Below are 14,421 nucleotides of genomic sequence, written 5' to 3'. Positions count from 1 at the left end.
TGACACCTTATCGAATAGCGGGTGACTGTTAACTTCCGGATAGTCAATTGAAACTAACGAATACGGAATTTTTTGTAAATGGAACCTACTCTCGCACAAGTTATTGAGGTCGTACGTGAGTCCTCAGGGATACATCGTAAACCTATTGACAGCAACACCTGGATTGAGGCCGATTTGCATATTTGCGGTATGGATGGCGAAGACCTACTGGAAGACTGCGAAGAAGCGTTTGGCGTTCAGCTTGCCACGGAAGAAGTTGGTTATATGAAAACGTTCTCTCTCGCGGAGAATGAGTATCTGTTTACGGGCGAAGGCCTGGATTTTTTTGGCATCTGCCGTTTTATGCGCTGGGTGCGCGGCATACCCGAACCTGTTATCCGCGATTTAACTGTCGGAGAACTTCACGATGTTTTGGTTAAGGCGGTCAAACAGCAAGTGAAGCGCGGTTAATTTTTGCTTAGAACGGGCATGGGATGACATGCCCGTACAGTTTCATTGTTTAAAAGATTACCTGAGGTGAGAAGTCAGACGTTACTCCGACATCGCCTGCCCTACTCCCCGCCTCACAATCGGGATATCGCCCGTATCATTCAACGCCCCTGGAAATGTTTTTAACCACTGAGCGACTTTTTGTTTATTGATATTCACCACACTCATCCCTTCAAGGCATCCCCATAATTCTCTTGTATGCTGCGGCGTGATCACAATACAGTCTTTCATCACCCGGATTTTAACCGGCATACCGCTGATAAACCCTGCTCGTGTTAGCCAGTCTCCCGCCAGCGGAAGATATTTATTATCTATCCGGGCATAGAGTTCACAGCAGGCCGCGCTCTCCTCCGGCGTTACTGCCCGCGGATGCACGGGTGCCGCGCAGGTCTGGTTGCCGTGAAGACGGCGGGCACTGTTTTTGCGTACCAGCTCGCGGTTTTCAATCATGCCGGTGAAAGCGTCTGATTCTGTTTTGCAAACCGTACACTCTGGCTTAAAATTCGTCGCAGCCATTTTCAACTCCTTTTCAGTTGCTTGTGGTTAGCGGTATGGGGGTGTTGCAGCACCTTCATATCGCGTCTCGTTGTAAATAAATTCTGTGAAACTTACTCTGCCGTTCGGCGTAATTTCTGCTGCGTATTATACCAGGCTGGGTATAAATACAGCGGTTTGGTGTGGGGTAAATTTGAGAAATGCGAGGCGGATTCAGGAAATAGTGTTGTGTGCGGTAACTTCATGTTTTTGCTGGTTGTGGGTTGATTGGTCTGGGTTTTGCGAGCATCATCGCAATTATTTACCTTCTTCCGTAACGCGATGGCATCCAGCAAAACACTCGAACAGGCAATTGCCAACATCACCATCTGGCGCAAGGGCGAACAACGTGCGCCGCATAAACCCTTATTGCTTCTGTACGTGCTGGCGAACTATCAGCAGGGGCATGCACGTCTGTTTGAATACGGTACCGAGGTACATGCTCAACTGCTAAGCCTGTTAGAACGCTTTGGCCCAGACAGGAAAGAACATTACCCGAACATGCCCTTCTGGCGGCTCAAAGGGGATGGATTCTGGGAGCTTGAGAACAGTGAACTCTGTTCCACCACTGGCAGCAAACAGCCACCGGTAAAAGAGCTTGTTGTACATAAGGTCGCTGGCGGTTTTGATGAAGAACACTATGCGCTGCTCAACAAAAACAAAAAGCTGATCGGCTCACTGGCACAGAAAATCCTCGAAGCGCATTTCCCGGAGAGCATCCAGGAAGAGATCGTAGATGAGATGGGTTTTGATATTCAACAGATTCGTAAGGTTCGCGATCCGTTGTTTCGCCAGCAGGTGCTTCGCGCCTATAATTATGAATGTGCAATCTGCGGATTCAACATGCGCCACGATAACTCCTCCGTTGCACTTGAGGCCGCGCATATCAAGTGGAAGCAGTTTGGCGGGCCGTGTGAAATCCCGAACGGGCTGGCGCTGTGTGCAATTCATCATAAAGCGTTTGATAAGGGATCGATTGGGCTAGATGACAGTTTGCGGGTTCTGGTGTCTGACGCGGTCAATGGCAACGGGAATGGGATTGTAGGAAGACTGTTTTGGGATTTCGCCGGGAAGCAGATAGCACTGCCGATGGTGAAAGGGAATTATCCAGGGGAAGGGTTTGTGGAATGGCATCGGAGGGAGGTGTTTAGGGGGTGAGTGCGAAGGCCGGACTCGAATTTCACACCTAATAGACTGATATCAATGTTGTTTAGAAACAGGAATAATTAGTTATACCCGCACTTGTACCCACAAGTTAAAATCCGTATAAAAAACAGACAACATTAGTGGGTGTAAAGCCATACCAGTAAAACACCGATATGGCTGTCGAAGCAAGATTCAGGCAGGCAGGAAAGTTTTCTTCAGAGGCACCAAAAGTTTGGTTTCGATATCAACCTGCTCGTAGTTCTCAATGAGTGCACGAACGAGATCATCAAGCGTCCAGAGCGTCAGAGGTATCGTCGAACGGTCGGCTTCATAGCGAGCATCTTTCGTAAAGCCCCCCGTACTGACATAAAGCCCGCGATCGTCTTTATGGCGACCGCCGATAAAGCTGCGAATCTGCTGACTCCCCATTTGCTCCCTGCGATGTTTTACCTCAACGATAATTCGTGGATTTTCAAAACCGAATCCATCAGGTGAAGCAATGATGTCTTTACCCCGATCGGCACCCGCAGGTGAAACCTGCGTTTTATAGCCCATACTGCGTAAAACTCCGGCAACCAGATTTTGCATCTCATCCCAATCAAGAGAGTTGATGCGATCTTTGATACCCTCAAATGCCAGCATTTCCATATCGCGAAGCGGATCAGAAACGACCTCATCTTCATCTATCACAATTGGATTCTGAGTAATCACATCTGCAGTGGGTTTCTTATCCTGCAAAAGCTCTTCTAGCGCATATTCTGGAAGCTGGAAAACCGTCAGCGTAGAACCCAATGTGTTTTTGGTAGCAACAGACAATCGATCGCGATCGATTTCTTGAGTATTCCATTTAACCTGCCGAGCGATCCCCATCCCCTCTTCCACCCATTCAGGATGATATTGGAAGTCTGATGTAACTTTGCCTAGCAGATAAGTACGGTTGGCTGGAGAATAGGTAATAACCCAATCACTCTTTTGGATTTCGTTCACAAAACGCCAGACCTGCGATGCACCAGAACGCGCAGTTCCCAGCTTTGTTAAAGGGTCTGCCTCCTGGTATAAGGCGAGTAACTGGGCTCGGGATAGGCCGGGTTTGACTAATGGAGCCAGCTGAGACCAACCGATACCTACAATTTGCTTATCGCGAAAATCGTCATAGAGCTTGCCGCCGTCACCGCGGATCATCCACATTCTGTTGCCCATACCCGTCCCTTCATTAGGAAAAGAAATTAAGCTGGATCATAAGCTTGTTCGCCGTAGGCGTCAAAACTCTCCAAAACTACTTCGCTAACATTCCTGGGTAGTGTTTAGCGATAATATCATTCATCCTCTCGACCAAATCCAGGCGCTTGAAAGTCAAGTGCGCAGTGCCCTTCTGAAAGTAGCGAATACGGAAGAACTCATCTTCATAAACATCCTTATCCGGGTTATCTCGAATATGCGCCATCAACCGAGTAGTTATATCGCTACGGTTGTCAGGTATTGATTTACCACTCAGTAAAAACAGCATTCGCTCCAAGTCAGCCAACTGATCCCTCCGCCAACCCCAGTTCAGACTAAATCCCCAGCGATTGTGGCTCACCAGATTATTGATGATGATCTTCTTACCAAAGCTGCAGGGACTATTGGTTTTATAATCCCACGACAGGCCTTTGAAGACGTTAATGATCCCGCGCTCAAAGACTTCCATTTTGTTCAGATGTAACTGTTCAAAAGTACTGAGAATGTTCGCCTCACTGATAGCAGGAAGATCGCCCTCCTCCAGGTTCTTATGCCACTGGTCGCGAGCCTGCGCATCCATTAAGGCCATCATGCCGGACTTCAGCATCAAATCGCGCCAGATACTACTGTCGATATTGCGGGTGACGGCAGGCATCGCTTTATCAGCCTTCTCAGTCAGCCAACTATCGTAGCGGTGCCCTGGCTTCATCGCCCAGTCTTGCGCTGTACCACCGCCAATTTCTGAGGTTAACCCTGAAATGGCATCAAGCTGCTGAATGAGCTGTTCGATCTGTTTCAGGGCGGTATCTCGGCCTGTGACAACGCGCTCGATACTAGTCGAAAGGATGAGTTCATTGTGCTCCGTTAATACATCGGGTTCTGTTTGCATCGTTAATCGTCCATTAAAGCAAACACGCCTGTCGGGAGTGGCAGGCGCATTATGCGATGAATACAAAAGGTGGGAAGTTCAGAGGTAAAAATCAGGAATGAGGCTCGAAGAATTCAGGTATTTATTAATCCGGTAGCTCGCCTGGCTCTGAGAATATCGGTAGCGGTCAAGAATGATGTCTGCTCATACCATGTAAATCCTTTATGGTCGATACGTACCAGTTCATGACGTTCCACGAGGAAATTAACCGCATCCGCAAGCGTTATTCCCGCGTCGATATGCTCCTCAATGGCCGCGTCGTCATGGAATGGCGTGTCGTTAAGTGTCAGGCCGTAATGGTGATCCAGCAGATACGTTAACAGTTGCTTCCACACCTGTACGGGCGACAGGCGTGACGAAACCGGCACCGTGGCCAGTACAGATGAAATGTGCATGGGTTGAGTCCTGAGAAAAGGAGAAGAGAGAAGGTGTTATGGGGTTGGATAAATAGAAATGTAAACGTAGCCGCAGCTACCTCGGGTATCAGCTATACAGGTTAGACTCGCAAGTTGAATGGTCACCTGATGTTGCTGCTGTGGATTTAGCTCACCAGAACGCAGCATTGCTTCCAATTGACTGATAAACAGCGGGAAAGCTTGATCCAGTTTCTGCAGTTGCTTCGGGGTAAATTCCCCCGTCAATTCAGCCCTGTCAGCCAGATAGTGCAGACGGTTGCTTTCCTGGACTAATCTAGCGCCAAATCGTGGGGTGATATCGCTTTGTAGCCCCCATTCATAGGGTGGTGTGAATGGCATGAAAACCTCCGTTTAAAGCAAACCCTGCTCAGCGAAAGAAACCACTTCATTCCCAACAACCAAATGATCCAGCACTCGCACTTCTACCAGTGCTAACGCTTTCACTATCCGCTGAGTGATGTGTTTATCCTGCTGACTGATTTCTATCGTACCTGACGGATGGTTATGCGCCAGAATTACCGCAGCGGCATTGTGTTTTAGGGCCAATTTAACCACTTCGCGGGGATGCACTTCGGTATGGCTGAGTGTGCCGATAAACAGTGTTTCGCATCCCAGCAGGCAGTGTTGATTGTCGAGATACATCACGATAAAAACTTCACGTTCCTGATGAGCCATCTGTAATTGCAGCCAGGTTTTAGTAAAGCTGGTGGAGGTAAATGGCTCACTCGGTTGACGCTGGTATTTCTCCAGCAGACGTAATGCCCGACGAATGACGCGTTGCTCGTTTGCAGGAAATACCGGGGATAAATTAAATACAGACATATTTGTTCCTTAAAACAAAAAGCCTCGCCGGTTTATTGGCAAGGCCTGAGGGAAGGGATAATAAAAAGGTTCATGAGGCAAGCTGCAGCATATTCTCAGCCATCACCCACAGAGCACGGTTAAGCCTCACATCACCGTCGATACTTTTTACAGCGCGTGTATGGGCGTGTTTACCTTTGGTGGTTCGTCCAGACAGACCGCCTTTAATCAGGTTTTCCTGAATGCGCTGATAAGTGGTCCACAGGTCGTTACTTTCATCCTGCCAGCGGCGCGGGGATAGGATCTGCGATTCCGTCACCGGCTGATGCTCTTCACCAAAACGATAAATTAATGCCGCTTTCGCCATCGCCTGCTGTGCTGTTGGTGGTAACAAAAGCGACTGCATGGCATCGCGCTTCTCTTCTACTCGGTCAAATATCCCCAGCACTTCGTAAGCCCCTTCAATGACTTTTTCCACAACATTGCCTTTATGCGGCACCCGCACCTCACCAAAACTCTCACCACAAATTAGTCCATTCTGGCAAACCGATCTGAATAACCCCGGCAGCATCTGATATGAGCTGGAGCCGTCGTGGCTATTAAGCAGTATGATTTCAGGCACCTGCTTGCCAGTGATCTGGCCTTCGCGACGCAGACGTAGCATGTGCTTAGTATGTTCGCGTTTGCTCTGGTCTCGGACTCTAGTCTGGCACGCAAAGAATGGCTGAAAACCTTCACGTTGCAGGTTATCAAGCAGGGTAATGGTCGGAATATATGTGTACCGATCGCTACGGGATTCATGCTTTTCTTCGCTGAATACACTCGGCACATAATGCGCCAGTTCATCGCGGGTTAGCGGGCGGTCGCGTCGAACAAGATTGACTGCGCGGAAGCGGCTGGCTAAAAGTGTCATTATTAGTTCCTTATTGAGATATGAAAAAAAGACCATGCCTCAGAGTGAGGCATGGTCTTTTCTGAAAGTGAACGGTGAAAAAAGATTGTGTTAAATTCGGGTGAGATCACACGGATAGTACAGAGATAAAAACGACTGTAATTTAAATATTACCAGCCAGCATTCTGCTCCCTGATAGCCCGGTTGAGCGTGTCCAAATCTTGTATAGTTTTTTCTTTTACTGTGTAAGTGGTTCCATTCGGGTCAATAGTGACTGATTTCGGAAAATGATCCTTTATGATTTTAACCGTTGATGGGTGACTAAAAAATCGATATCTGAGACCTGAGCTGCTAATAAAGTCTCCCTCTGATGGGGTAGCCAGTTCATCTGGTGATTGCGGCTCATACAAAACCCCGACAAAAAAACCGCCCCCACGCATGCCCTCCAGCCCATTAATATACAACTGGTGTGAATGTTTTTTTCTGTTCCATCCATTTTTGGCCATGTCATGAAATGTTCTGTACTTAATGTTGTTCAGATCGAACAAAAGCGCTTCATCGTCGTTTGATCTTTTAGTATGTACCGGAATCACCTTGCATGAATAATCAATTTTCACTTCGAGGCCATCAGCGGTGTGCTGTCTATATTTTACTGTTACCTTTCCGATGAAAAATAAAAATAATGCCGGTTTGAATTCACTATTATTAGGGACATGAAGTTTTGTCTGTAGGTATGCAATTACTCTTCTGAGTATATCCCTCTTGTTTATCGCTTCCGCAGGCTTTGGCACGTCACTAAACATTATGTAAGGAAGCGTTTCAATAAAACTATCTCTTTGAAACAAACGATGAAACGCATCGGTTGCTCCCCTGACTATTCCATCAATAGTCAAATTATTGATTTCAAAACCTGCATTGAAAACCTTTTCCGGCACCAGATTTTTATTCGCCACCAGTTTACCTGATGGTAAAAGTGAATCGTTTTCCATCCTGTACTTCAAGGCATCCAAAATCATGTCCTGAATCACAGCTGAACTACTACTACCCGTTCTCTTCGCCAGACCCACTATAATCTGATGAAGTTCAGGATAGGAAAGGTTAACCGTTATCCTTTTTTTACTTACCATCACACATTCCTTATAAGGTGCAGCACTTTTTAGATTTTAACAGTGCTGCACCTTTTTAAAAACTGCTTTAAATCAAGGGAGTATTCCATGCAAAAACAACCGCTTTTGGCAATACCCGGCATGGTGACATGAGTGACAGTAAAATGTTCATCCGCAAACCAGAGCAAGAAATAGCCCCATAGTCAGCGTGCCGGGATAACTTAAGAGTGGTTTTAGACCGAATGAAGGGAAGTAATAACAGCCAGAAACCCGATATCGCAGGGGTATACGGGGTGACAGGTGGCGATATCAGTGATTCTTTACTGCCGGTACCAATTATATGTTTATAGTTGCTCTCTACAGTATGAACAGAACCTTACAGATACAGGGTATACAGAGAATCATCGGGAAGGGGGTATAGCACCGTCAAGAAAGGGAGTTTGCTACCATCAGAGGCTAAAGCCAGTAGTAGTGTGAGGCAGTGTTTTCTTTGCTCGTCCTGTACCTGCATTAAAAGTTACTGAGGCACTCATGGATATATCACCCAAAGCATGAGAGCCCGGAAATGATACTCAAAGAAAGTAACCGCGAGAAGAATGCCTACCATATGCAGCGTCTGGAAGCGCTGACAGCCTTCGTGATGAATGAGCATGCCCGTGTATTAGCCTTCGGGCTGGATCTATACCTGCCGCAGCATAACCAACATGAGGGCCACGAATCTGCGGTGATAACCCGTTTTATTGCCTCACTGAAAGCGCAGATTGCCGCTTATCTGAAAAAACGCAGCAAAGAAGGTAAACGCATATACCCTTGCCCGGTGTATTACGCATGGGCCAGAGAGTTCGGTGAGCTTAATGGCAATAAGCATTATCACTTGGTGCTGCTGGTTAACCGTGAAGTGTTCACAGGCATGATGTTAAAAATGGATCTTGATGGGAAGGCAAGAGGTTTTTTGCTGATGATGTCTGTCAAAGCATGGTTCCACGCTTTGAAGCTAAGAAACGGAACAAAGGAGAACGTTCGTTTTTGGCTGGCGGGGGTGTTTGAGTTAAACCGCAGAGAAGGAACTGATACACCGGATTATAAGAATTACCTGACGAGGATCTGCTATCTCGCCAAAAAACGTTCCAAAGAAAATGAGGACGGAGAGCGTAACTTTGGCTGCAGTCAGTTTAAGGCTAAAGCAAAAAGTAATTTATTACCGGAGAAGTGATTGTAATGACGGAGCACGCAACATGACCTTAAATCAACAGGTTAGTTCTGCTCCTGTCTTTTACCCACTCAAAGACAGAAGGACAATCGTCATGAACAATCTCCCGACTCCCGATACCGACCTGATGAACGATAAGCTGGTGGACATGGTCTTCATCACCACCTTCACGGGTCTAACCGATAAGTGGTTCTACAAGCTGATTAAGGACGGTCTGTTCCCGAGACCCATCAAGTTTGGCCGCAGTTCCCGTTGGCGGGAAAGTGATGTCAGGCGCTGGCTGATGGAACGCATAGAAGAATCCCGCAAATAATGCCCTTGAGGCCACTTCCACACGCCTTATCCGTAAACAGCAACCCGACACAAGCGCTATGTCAGTAAACGTCTGGCAGGGCTGTTGCTGCGCGTTATTTGTTAAGGGACGCTGTAGGGATGAAATGAATGACATCCCAGCGGGGTTAAACATAATTAAAAGGGGGAAGTGTCGGATAATTGACTGACACTTACTCCCCGGACTCACCATAGTTAAATTTAATTATTGAAGGTCCAACTACCGGAATCGGTCGCAATACTGGCTTCGATAATGCGGTCACATTTCATATATTTGAACGTGGCCACATCACCGAATTGATATTTGGCTGGCAGGGTTCTGTTACCGACGCTCTCCATTTTACAGTTCCCCCGGTTAACCCGAATGGATTTCAGTAACACGTTGTCATCAGTGATAGTGAGCTGAATAACGCCATATCTGGTATTCCAGCCTTCATTGCTGACTGCGCTGCCGAACTGTACTTTAAACGGAGGTGTCGTAGGTTGCTGTGCCTGCTGTTGTTGAGAAGGTGAAGGTTTATTCGCCTGCTGGCTACCCACGCCATTAATACCGTTCTGGAGGAGACTTCTGGGAACGTTAATCGTATCCGGTTTGCAGGATACGGTGCTGGTTTCCTGCCCGAGTGAATTCATGGCCGTGTAATAAGCATCCCCTGTACCATCATATTCCGAATAATTGACAGCAACAGCGCCTTCGATATCGTCACTTTCTCCGCGCAGCGTGAAAGAAGCGGTTCCCGCCTCTGATTTAGCGATGACAGTTTGCTTCGCCTCACCGGAAGGAATGTCCAGTTTAATGACTGAACCTCCTTCTTCGGAATCACTACCGGGCTTTTCAAAACTGATATAAACAGTATGATTGGCATGACTGAGCGTCATTTGCTCGCCGTTTTCAAGCATGCATTGCAAGTCGTAGCCTCCGTCTGCATGAGCATACTGGGCAGCAAATAACGATATAAACAATGCAGGAACAATTAGTGGTTTCATTAAATGCTTCCTTATCCAAAAAAATGGTCCCAGACGTTACCCGCCCACTCGATAACCTTATCTTTCCCCTTACGGGCAAGCTCTTTGACGGGCTTTGGTAACGGAACAGAATCAATAACGTCGTCAAGTATCCCGGAGATCACGCTGGCAAAGCCGCCTTTCGCTTCCGTCTTTACGTCATCGGTTTTGTACTCTTCCTTAAACTGCGAGGCGGTGCTGCTTTTAGCTCGATCGGGCAACGCACGGATCATCGTTTCGACCAGACGAAGGATGTTGTAGCCCTCATCGGCGGAAATGGGGATGACCGGATAGTGCGTAAAGCCAAATCGTTCAGTAATGTAGGCTTCTTTCTTTTCGATGTTGATGCGCTGTGCCAGGGACGGCTGATGCAGGTGTGTATCCCACTCACGGAAGGGCTCGATTTTATCCACCTGGTTGAGGACGAACAAAACGCGCTCACCCCCACCTGCAGGGAGCAGGACATTATTGTAGAAATGCTCATCCGCAGAAAAGGCCCGATCGTCGCCTTTTATCACCCAGAGGATGAGATCCAGAGAGGGAAGCAAAGTGCGGTATAAATCTTCATACTCTTTATCCCGCCGGGCATTCTCACCGACGCCAGGGATATCAATTATCTTCAGCGAACGTTTACCAAACCGTATGCGCAGTTCCTGGGCCTCACGCGTACAGGCTTCAACGTCACTGATCGCACACACTTCGCCCTGGAATAGCGCATTACACACGCTTGATTTACCTGCGCCGGTCTTTCCCATAACCCCAATAACGGGTTCATAGTCGATAGCTTCACTGATTTTGTTAACCAGGTTTTCCCGCAGCGACTGAGGGAAAACATCGAGAATATCCCTGATGTCAGGTATGAGCGGCGGGCTGTCGGCTTTTACTCCGTTGCTATCATTAAACATATTGCCCCATATTCCTGAAATTCCCCCTTCTCTTCTGGTGATGCCATTAGTATCAGTAATCATCCGGCCTTCGCCCTTTACTGGGTCATCCATAAAGGTCTCCTTGCTTATGTTGAAATGAACGTTGCCAGTTACTCTCTGAAGGTGTGAATAACATCGCTGATGAAACGAAAGTGAGGTAGAGCCGAAATAAATTCCTCACTGGCGGTGAGTGCGTCAAGTTCAGGCTTTCTGCGAAAAGAGGTGTCAAGAACAGTCACAGCGTTAACGTCTTCCATGCGAAACACCTGTAGCTTTCTCGCTCGAGTAGCCACAAGAAACCAGTTTCTGGACTGGAAGATCAGGCGGCGAGGAGCCACTCCTTCGTAGCTCTTACCATTGACTAATAGCGTGACGGCCCGGTAGTCACGGATAGCTTCAGCCAGCTCCAGAAAACAGGTGGTCTGCGTGATTGGCGATGGCAGCCCTCCATGCCCGATTAGACATGGAGAGCCACCAGAGCTGCTGGTAATCAGCCGGATTAGTCTGCGGTTCTGAGCCGGAATGATCCCCGAAATGCCAGAGTTGAGGATAAACGCAAAGGTATTGGGTAAATGCTCTCGACCCGTTCGCCGCATAAGTCGATAGCAGCCACTGGAATGTTCAAGATCCAGATGGATTAGACGCTGCTGAAAATCCCGCTGTAGAGTGCGCTCTGAAACACCAAACTCATTTGCCAGCACTTTCAACTCTAAGGATTGACCAGCCAACAATCGGCTGATAATGACCGATAACCTGACGGACAGGCGGTCATAATGATCATGTTGTGTTTTCATGGTGAGAACAGTCCTGAACTCCCAAAATAACCAGATATTGATATGGGAGATTATGACGTACTGGTACGACACGTTGTGTCGCACCAAAGGGAGGTAGATTGAAAAAATGATGGGGATAACTGCGGCTATCTAACGCAATGAAATTCAAGTTAATTAGTTGATTATAATGCGAAGGCATCATCAAAAAAACGACACATCCTGTCGCATTCCGCATTGTCAAAAAGAGAATATTTGCTGCTCACAAAAATGATTTAGTTCTGAAAATAGTTCTAAACCAATATACATCCATGCAGTGATTACGTTGCGGTAGAGGAACGGGCGCAGCAAAGCATTCTGACGACATCGCTAACCTGTGCATTCCGATGAAGCATCAGCATAGCGGTGAGTCTGCGGGCATGATTTTTATCACGCGTATTATGGATTGCTTTCTGCATCAGGCGTCTTTCGCCACGGGGAATAGATGTTATGATCGGCATCGTTCAGTCCGGTTGGAGATTTGTTTTGATTTGGCGATTGATCAGATCGCACAATCCGGGCTGAGTTCCCTTTAAGGGATCTACTATTAGGCGCAGCTATTTAGCATTTATGATGGTTGTATTATATGCAGTTTTATATTTGTCATATTGCTCAATCTCACCAATCGCGAAGGTGCTTAGAAGGACGTGAGGCAAGGAACCTAGCTAGACGAAAAAATTGAACTGTCCAGAGCAGTATGACTCTGGACAGACGATGGGGAGAAATTATCGTAGTTTTTGATAAAAATTCTTGCGCACAGTGCGGCTGATATAACTGTTAAGCCCCTGACCAGCCCTGGCAAGCATTTTCATATGGTCAACCGTAACCTGGCCTGGGCGGATGGAGTTGTATAGGTACAGAGAGTTATCACGAAATTGTACAGTGATTGAGTCATCCCCTATCTCAAACCCTACAACACCTGAATCGCCACCGCGATTTTGATACTTTTCCATTTAATATCCTTGTTAAATAAATGCTTATTGCAGCTCAACAATAACCATTTAAATGAAAAGGATATGTGACAGAACTCTCTAAACTTAAGATAAAATTCACACATCATGAAAGCGAGCAGCTCGGTCAGATTAGGTTTAGCCCTGTATCGTGACGGTATCAGATCAGGTCTGAGCTAACACATCAAAACACAGTGTTTTTGGCCTGCTTCGCTTTTTGAACATAGTGCACAGCGGTACATTATCTTTTTCCCAGAGAAGGTAAACCGCCGGAGACAACAATCCTACGTCCGCCAATGTATTGGTCCATAATGTCTCGTGACTTGGCACCTTTGGTTTTTTTACCCTTTGCCGTTACTTTTTTGTTTTTGCTAGATTTGCTTTTTGCAGCAAGTCTTTTCTTGGCATGGGCAAGCAGAATGAGCCGCCCTGACATCAAACTCTGTCTGGAAGTATCCGCCGCATCATAGCCATTCACGATGGTCACTATTTCTTTTTCAATTTCAGATAACGTTTTTTCAGTAACAAATTTCTCTACTACAGCGGAGTATTTTTTATCTAGCGGTTGAGTTATCGCCCATTGATAGGAAATCGTCGTTACACTGTTTTTCTTTGAAGGATTACTACTGATGGGAGAAGAGCTTGGTCTTTCTGAATGGGCTTTATTTATATGCTTTTCTAATCTTTTTGCGTCCTTGAAAGAGACGTTACATACTGGACATTTGCAGGTTTGACGGGCAATAAGCGGTGCCTCAGCTACCGGCTTAGCAAGATGAGGTGCCATCTTCCAGCCATGATTGGTTAGCAAATGACTGGACAGCACCGTCACTTCGACTGCGGTATTACACAGAGCACATATGATTTTTTCCATATTCTCCTCCCTCAAGCGATGGATGCTGCAGGATTGAAGCATCGCACGCCATTATGTTTAGCTTGTCATTATCATCCCAGCCATCCCATCCAAACGCTTCTTGGTCTTCTCCCAGTCAGGCATTACCTGCCCCATGAGCCGGTAGAAGCGTTCGCTATGGTTATGCTCGGCCAGATGGCAGAGTTCATGCAAGATAACGTAATCGATACACTCACGCGGGGCCTTTACCAGATTGGGATTCAGGGTCACCCTTCCATTGGGGGAACAACTTCCCCACTGAGTCTGCATGGTAAGAATGCGCAATGGCGGTGAGTCACTGACCCATAACGCTTGCTCCAGCATAGCGTTCAGCCTCTTGGCGAAGACTTCGCGGGCTCGAGCCTTATACCAGTCAGTCAGCAACTGTAGAACCTTTTCAGCGCTCTTATGGCGTAAGGTGACTTCCAGCTTGCCACGCAACATTTTTACGCCCTGTGCCTCAGAGGGAGCCACTATCACCTTAAGCATGTACTGTTTGCCCAGGTAATAGTGACTCTCACCGCTGATATACTGTCGTGGAGTTATATATTCCAGCTGCTTACGGAAGTCCCGTAGCTGCTGATAGATCCAGCGCCCACGCTTTTCAACGGCATTCAGAACCTGTTGGTCATCGGTATCCTGCGGCGCGGATACTACAACCCGACAGTCAGGGTGAACTTTTATCAGAATGCGCCCATTCACCAACGGTCGGGGTTTACACTCGAAAGTAATGCGTTCATCACCGTAAATGAAGCTCATTGCTCTTTCACAC

At 47.2% G+C, this 14,421-nt stretch carries 18 protein-coding genes and 1 pseudogene; 4 read left to right on the top strand and 15 right to left on the bottom strand.

Features of this window, described 5'->3' with window-relative positions; genetic code table 11:
* Nucleotides 1-78 precede the first annotated feature (78 nt).
* On the top strand, nucleotides 79-450 hold the full coding sequence (locus LZP96_RS07245; protein ID WP_064324664.1) for a hypothetical protein: 372 nt from the start codon (nucleotides 79-81) through the stop codon (nucleotides 448-450).
* An 81-nt stretch (nucleotides 451-531) separates the two neighbouring features.
* On the opposite strand, the gene LZP96_RS07240 is transcribed toward LZP96_RS07245, so the two are convergent.
* Nucleotides 532-1,005 (bottom strand): SymE family type I addiction module toxin, encoded by a 474-nt coding sequence (locus LZP96_RS07240; RefSeq protein WP_082904907.1) that lies wholly within the window; start codon nucleotides 1,003-1,005, stop codon nucleotides 532-534.
* Nucleotides 1,006-1,305: 300 nt separating this feature from the next.
* On the opposite strand from LZP96_RS07240, the gene LZP96_RS07235 reads away from it, so the two are divergent.
* Nucleotides 1,306-2,181 (top strand): phosphorothioated DNA-binding restriction endonuclease, encoded by an 876-nt coding sequence (locus LZP96_RS07235; protein ID WP_064324663.1) that lies wholly within the window; start codon nucleotides 1,306-1,308, stop codon nucleotides 2,179-2,181.
* 180 nt (nucleotides 2,182-2,361) lie between these two features.
* Here LZP96_RS07235 and LZP96_RS07230 read toward each other — a convergent pair whose 3' ends face one another.
* The 7 genes from LZP96_RS07230 to LZP96_RS07200 all read right to left on the bottom strand — a co-directional run bounded on the left by LZP96_RS07230 (nucleotide 2,362) and on the right by LZP96_RS07200 (nucleotide 7,551).
* The gene (locus LZP96_RS07230; RefSeq protein WP_492011848.1) at nucleotides 2,362-3,351 is read right to left on the bottom strand and encodes a restriction endonuclease; all 990 of its coding nucleotides are present in this window, start codon (nucleotides 3,349-3,351) and stop codon (nucleotides 2,362-2,364) included.
* 94 nt (nucleotides 3,352-3,445) lie between these two features.
* Nucleotides 3,446-4,276: a DUF4942 domain-containing protein gene (locus LZP96_RS07225; RefSeq protein WP_258925796.1), complete on the bottom strand. Its 831-nt coding sequence runs from the start codon at nucleotides 4,274-4,276 to the stop codon at nucleotides 3,446-3,448.
* 113 nt (nucleotides 4,277-4,389) lie between these two features.
* Nucleotides 4,390-4,710 carry a TA system toxin CbtA family protein gene (locus LZP96_RS07220; protein ID WP_258925795.1) on the bottom strand — a complete coding sequence of 107 codons (321 nt, stop codon included), beginning with the start codon at nucleotides 4,708-4,710 and terminating at the stop codon, nucleotides 4,390-4,392.
* A gap of 36 nt (nucleotides 4,711-4,746) precedes the next feature.
* Entirely contained in the window at nucleotides 4,747-5,070 is a 324-nt protein-coding gene (locus tag LZP96_RS07215) for a type IV toxin-antitoxin system YeeU family antitoxin (protein ID WP_258925794.1), read from the bottom strand.
* 12 nt (nucleotides 5,071-5,082) lie between these two features.
* Entirely contained in the window at nucleotides 5,083-5,553 is a 471-nt protein-coding gene (gene radC, locus LZP96_RS07210; protein ID WP_258925793.1) for a RadC family protein, read from the bottom strand.
* Between the two features lie 70 nt (nucleotides 5,554-5,623).
* On the bottom strand, nucleotides 5,624-6,445 hold the full coding sequence (locus tag LZP96_RS07205) for a DUF932 domain-containing protein (RefSeq protein WP_258925792.1): 822 nt from the start codon (nucleotides 6,443-6,445) through the stop codon (nucleotides 5,624-5,626).
* 149 nt (nucleotides 6,446-6,594) lie between these two features.
* Nucleotides 6,595-7,551 carry a hypothetical protein gene (locus LZP96_RS07200; RefSeq protein WP_258925791.1) on the bottom strand — a complete coding sequence of 319 codons (957 nt, stop codon included), beginning with the start codon at nucleotides 7,549-7,551 and terminating at the stop codon, nucleotides 6,595-6,597.
* A gap of 544 nt (nucleotides 7,552-8,095) precedes the next feature.
* Here LZP96_RS07200 and LZP96_RS07195 point away from each other — a divergent pair.
* Nucleotides 8,096-8,743: an inovirus Gp2 family protein gene (locus LZP96_RS07195; RefSeq protein WP_160623352.1), complete on the top strand. Its 648-nt coding sequence runs from the start codon at nucleotides 8,096-8,098 to the stop codon at nucleotides 8,741-8,743.
* Nucleotides 8,744-8,834: 91 nt separating this feature from the next.
* Nucleotides 8,835-9,053, top strand: a complete 219-nt coding sequence (locus LZP96_RS07190) for a helix-turn-helix transcriptional regulator (RefSeq protein WP_160623722.1) — start codon at nucleotides 8,835-8,837, stop codon at nucleotides 9,051-9,053.
* Nucleotides 9,054-9,271: 218 nt separating this feature from the next.
* Here LZP96_RS07190 and LZP96_RS07185 read toward each other — a convergent pair whose 3' ends face one another.
* From LZP96_RS07185 to LZP96_RS07155, 7 genes and pseudogenes are all read right to left on the bottom strand, one after another.
* A complete protein-coding gene (locus LZP96_RS07185; RefSeq protein WP_258925789.1) occupies nucleotides 9,272-10,057 on the bottom strand; it encodes a hypothetical protein in 786 nt (261 codons plus the stop codon).
* Between the two features lie 11 nt (nucleotides 10,058-10,068).
* Complete coding sequence (locus LZP96_RS07180; RefSeq protein ID WP_258925788.1) at nucleotides 10,069-11,073, bottom strand: GTPase family protein; 1,005 nt, start codon at nucleotides 11,071-11,073, stop codon at nucleotides 10,069-10,071.
* Between the two features lie 38 nt (nucleotides 11,074-11,111).
* A complete protein-coding gene (locus LZP96_RS07175; RefSeq protein WP_110146077.1) occupies nucleotides 11,112-11,795 on the bottom strand; it encodes a WYL domain-containing protein in 684 nt (227 codons plus the stop codon).
* Nucleotides 11,796-12,103: 308 nt separating this feature from the next.
* Nucleotides 12,104-12,271, bottom strand: a pseudogene (locus LZP96_RS07170) (IS630 family transposase); the annotation flags it as partial.
* A gap of 264 nt (nucleotides 12,272-12,535) precedes the next feature.
* Nucleotides 12,536-12,763 (bottom strand): hypothetical protein, encoded by a 228-nt coding sequence (locus LZP96_RS07165; RefSeq protein ID WP_165459699.1) that lies wholly within the window; start codon nucleotides 12,761-12,763, stop codon nucleotides 12,536-12,538.
* 238 nt (nucleotides 12,764-13,001) lie between these two features.
* Nucleotides 13,002-13,631 carry a hypothetical protein gene (locus LZP96_RS07160; protein WP_258925787.1) on the bottom strand — a complete coding sequence of 210 codons (630 nt, stop codon included), beginning with the start codon at nucleotides 13,629-13,631 and terminating at the stop codon, nucleotides 13,002-13,004.
* Between the two features lie 57 nt (nucleotides 13,632-13,688).
* Entirely contained in the window at nucleotides 13,689-14,408 is a 720-nt protein-coding gene (locus tag LZP96_RS07155) for a M48 family metallopeptidase (protein WP_096982822.1), read from the bottom strand.
* Between the last annotated feature and the right edge of the window lie 13 nt (nucleotides 14,409-14,421).

Origin of the sequence: Huaxiibacter chinensis, from assembly GCF_022171985.1 — a bacterium.
In the GTDB taxonomy this organism is placed as follows: domain Bacteria; phylum Pseudomonadota; class Gammaproteobacteria; order Enterobacterales; family Enterobacteriaceae; genus Enterobacter; species Enterobacter chinensis_A.
This window is presented reverse-complemented; position numbering and strand designations above follow the sequence as displayed.

Bases quoted from the DNA above. Each gene is read 5' to 3' on its own strand.
- LZP96_RS07245 (WP_064324664.1), top strand. From the start codon at position 79: ATGGAACCTACTCTCGCACAAGTTATTGAGGTCGTACGTGAGTCCTCA.
- LZP96_RS07240 (WP_082904907.1), bottom strand. From the start codon at position 1,005: ATGGCTGCGACGAATTTTAAGCCAGAGTGTACGGTTTGCAAAACAGAA.
- LZP96_RS07235 (WP_064324663.1), top strand. From the start codon at position 1,306: ATGGCATCCAGCAAAACACTCGAACAGGCAATTGCCAACATCACCATC.
- LZP96_RS07230 (WP_492011848.1), bottom strand. From the start codon at position 3,351: ATGATCCGCGGTGACGGCGGCAAGCTCTATGACGATTTTCGCGATAAG.
- LZP96_RS07225 (WP_258925796.1), bottom strand. From the start codon at position 4,276: ATGCAAACAGAACCCGATGTATTAACGGAGCACAATGAACTCATCCTT.
- LZP96_RS07220 (WP_258925795.1), bottom strand. From the start codon at position 4,710: ATGCACATTTCATCTGTACTGGCCACGGTGCCGGTTTCGTCACGCCTG.
- LZP96_RS07215 (WP_258925794.1), bottom strand. From the start codon at position 5,070: ATGCCATTCACACCACCCTATGAATGGGGGCTACAAAGCGATATCACC.
- radC (WP_258925793.1), bottom strand. From the start codon at position 5,553: ATGTCTGTATTTAATTTATCCCCGGTATTTCCTGCAAACGAGCAACGC.
- LZP96_RS07205 (WP_258925792.1), bottom strand. From the start codon at position 6,445: ATGACACTTTTAGCCAGCCGCTTCCGCGCAGTCAATCTTGTTCGACGC.
- LZP96_RS07200 (WP_258925791.1), bottom strand. From the start codon at position 7,551: ATGGTAAGTAAAAAAAGGATAACGGTTAACCTTTCCTATCCTGAACTT.
- LZP96_RS07195 (WP_160623352.1), top strand. From the start codon at position 8,096: ATGATACTCAAAGAAAGTAACCGCGAGAAGAATGCCTACCATATGCAG.
- LZP96_RS07190 (WP_160623722.1), top strand. From the start codon at position 8,835: ATGAACAATCTCCCGACTCCCGATACCGACCTGATGAACGATAAGCTG.
- LZP96_RS07185 (WP_258925789.1), bottom strand. From the start codon at position 10,057: ATGAAACCACTAATTGTTCCTGCATTGTTTATATCGTTATTTGCTGCC.
- LZP96_RS07180 (WP_258925788.1), bottom strand. From the start codon at position 11,073: ATGGATGACCCAGTAAAGGGCGAAGGCCGGATGATTACTGATACTAAT.
- LZP96_RS07175 (WP_110146077.1), bottom strand. From the start codon at position 11,795: ATGAAAACACAACATGATCATTATGACCGCCTGTCCGTCAGGTTATCG.
- LZP96_RS07165 (WP_165459699.1), bottom strand. From the start codon at position 12,763: ATGGAAAAGTATCAAAATCGCGGTGGCGATTCAGGTGTTGTAGGGTTT.
- LZP96_RS07160 (WP_258925787.1), bottom strand. From the start codon at position 13,631: ATGGAAAAAATCATATGTGCTCTGTGTAATACCGCAGTCGAAGTGACG.
- LZP96_RS07155 (WP_096982822.1), bottom strand. From the start codon at position 14,408: ATGAGCTTCATTTACGGTGATGAACGCATTACTTTCGAGTGTAAACCC.